The sequence below is a fragment of the Elstera litoralis genome (assembly GCF_000963705.1).
Lineage (GTDB): Bacteria > Pseudomonadota > Alphaproteobacteria > Elsterales > Elsteraceae > Elstera > Elstera litoralis.
On record NZ_LAJY01000532.1, the window covers coordinates 1 to 2,516 of the forward strand.

Genomic DNA, 2,516 nt, shown 5'->3' on the forward strand with positions numbered 1-2,516 from the left:
TCTTATCCATGCTATCTTTATCGATAAGGCGCAGTTGCGCGACGGTCATGACGAGTGCCTCCCGGTTATTTCACAGCCATCACGGCGATGCAACGCAGGCTAGGCCAAGGCTTGATCGGCCAGGGGATGCCCTAGCCCAGACTATAACGGGAACAAAAATATGTTTCAAGAACGTTCTTAGAACAATCCCTAGAGGTTTGACGGCATTCTATCGGCGACCTTTGCCGCCAACTGCTTGAGGCTGAACGGTTTTTGCAAGAAGGCGATATCGCCCAAGGCGTTGAGATGATCGCGTAAATCCCCATCGGCGTGGCCCGACACGCAAATAACCGGAAGATTGGGAAAAATCTGCCAAATTTCCCCCACCATCGTTGGCCCATCCATGCCGGGCATCACCACGTCGGTAATCAGCAGATCGGGCCGCGCCAGCCCGCCGCGAATAAGATCGAGCGCCGCTTCCGCCGAGCGCGCCTCGGTCACGTGATAGCCTTTGCTGCGCAAAGTTCGGGCGGCAAAAGCGCGAACCGGATCTTCATCTTCCACAATCAGAATCGCGCCGCGCCCGCCCGATCCGGTTTCCGGCGGCGGCACATCGGTGGGCAAACCATCGCGACGCTCCGCCAATACTGTAGGGTCTTCGACAGGCGCCATCTGCGGCAAATAGATCGTGAAGGTCGTCCCGATCCCAATCGTGCTCTCGACCCTCACAAAACCGCCGGTCTGGCGAACGATCCCATAGACCGTGGAAAGCCCTAACCCGGTACCGGAGCCGACCGGCTTCGTCGTGAAAAACGGCTCGAAAATCCGCGCCTGCACGTCCGGCGACATGCCCGAGCCGGTATCGGTGACGGAAATCACCACATAATTGCCGGGAGCCATGGTTTCATGGCCCATGCGCCGGGCGAATTTCACCGTTTCCACCTGGGTTGCCACGGTCAAGCGCCCGCCGTTGGGCATCGCATCGCGGGCATTCACCGCGAGATTGATAATGACCTGCTCCAACTGCCCCGGATCGACCCGCACCAAGCCGAGATCGCGGCCATGATGCAGTTCCAACTCGATCCCTTGGCCGATCAAACGGCGCAGCAAGTGGGAGAGTTCGGCAATGACATCCGAAATATCGAGCTGGGAAACCTCAAGCTTCTGTTGCCGCGAAAAAGCCAGCAACTGCCGCACTAAAGCCGCCGCCCGATTGCCGTTTTGCTTGATCTGCATAATATCGGCAAAAGAGGCATCCCCCGCCCGGTGCCGTTGCAGCAGAAGATCGCAGTAACCGATCATCGCCGTCAGCAGATTATTGAAATCATGGGCAATGCCGCCCGCCAACTGCCCCACTGCCTGCATTTTTTGCGACTGAACGATGCGGTTTTCCAACTCCTTTTGGTCGGAAATATCCACCGCCTGCAACAGCCAACCGCTCGGCCCTGGGTCGGCGGTCCAACGCTCGAAGTAGAGCCGGGCGGCACAGCGGGTTTCACGGCCCGGCTCGGTGATCAAATCCACCTCGACCGGCGCGGGCATCGACTGCCCCCCCGCCAAGGCTTGCGCAATTGCCTCCTGACCGTCGGCGATGAAGGAGAAAAGCGACCTGTCGACGGGATCATTGACCCCGAGCAGTCTCCGGAAGGCCGGGTTCGCACTGCGAATCACCCCATCCACCACAAAAACGGTCGGCAGCGGCAACGGCGGTAGAACCACGGCCTGCTGCGGGAGCGCCGCCGTGCGGGCTTTCCACAAACTTCGAACCATTGCCGTCAATCCCATCGCTTAACCGTTGAATGGGGGCGGCGGGGCTCCCGGTCCCCGCTCGGTCGGATCTACCGTTCCCCCCACGCCCGTTGCCGCCATAATTCCCGCAGCGAGCGGCCGCGATGGGCCGCCGCTGCGCTGATTGCGGCGCATCACGAAGGAAATCAGTTCGGCCACGGCCTTATAGGTATCCGGCGGAATTTCTTTATCGAGATCGACTAAGGCATAGAGGGTACGCGCCAACGGCGGGTTTTCGACAATCGGCACGTTGTTTTCCGTCGCCACGTCGCGAATACGCAAGGCGACGGCATCGACCCCCTTCGCCACCACTTTCGGCGCGGGCATGCCATCTTCATATTTCAAGGCGACGGCATAATGGGTTGGGTTGGTGACAACAACGGTCGCCTCTGGCACCTGAGCCATCATGCGCTGCTTGGCTTTTTCCATCCGCAGCTGCCGCAATCGCGCTTTGACGTGCGGATCACCTTCTTGGTTTTTAAACTCTTCCTTCAGATCATGTTTGGACATACGCATTTGCTTCATAAAAGCAAAACGCTGATAGAGATAATCCGCGCCAGCAATCACGCCAACAATGGCAACCACCAGAAAAATAACACTCAAGGCTAACTTATTTAACTCAGCGAGCATATCACCAACGTCGGTTAAAACAAATCGGTCGATACTGCGCATTTCGGGCCAAAGTAAAAAAATCGCTGCGGCCCCGACAACGACAATCTTTGTGACACCTTTCAAAAATTCGACCAAAT

2 protein-coding genes are annotated in these 2,516 nt (G+C 57.8%); both read right to left on the bottom strand.

Annotated elements, in window-relative coordinates; genetic code table 11:
• Positions 1-189: 189 nt before the first annotated feature.
• Positions 190-1,749, bottom strand: a complete 1,560-nt coding sequence (locus VZ95_RS16945; protein WP_052711881.1) for an ATP-binding protein — start codon at positions 1,747-1,749, stop codon at positions 190-192.
• Between the two features lie 18 nt (positions 1,750-1,767).
• The coding region (locus VZ95_RS16950) for an EscU/YscU/HrcU family type III secretion system export apparatus switch protein (RefSeq protein ID WP_156995365.1) at positions 1,768-2,516 on the bottom strand (749 nt) is incomplete at its 5' end.

Coding starts and splice junctions, on each gene's coding strand:
- VZ95_RS16945 (WP_052711881.1), bottom strand. CDS start 1,749: ATGGTTCGAAGTTTGTGGAAAGCCCGCACGGCGGCGCTCCCGCAGCAG.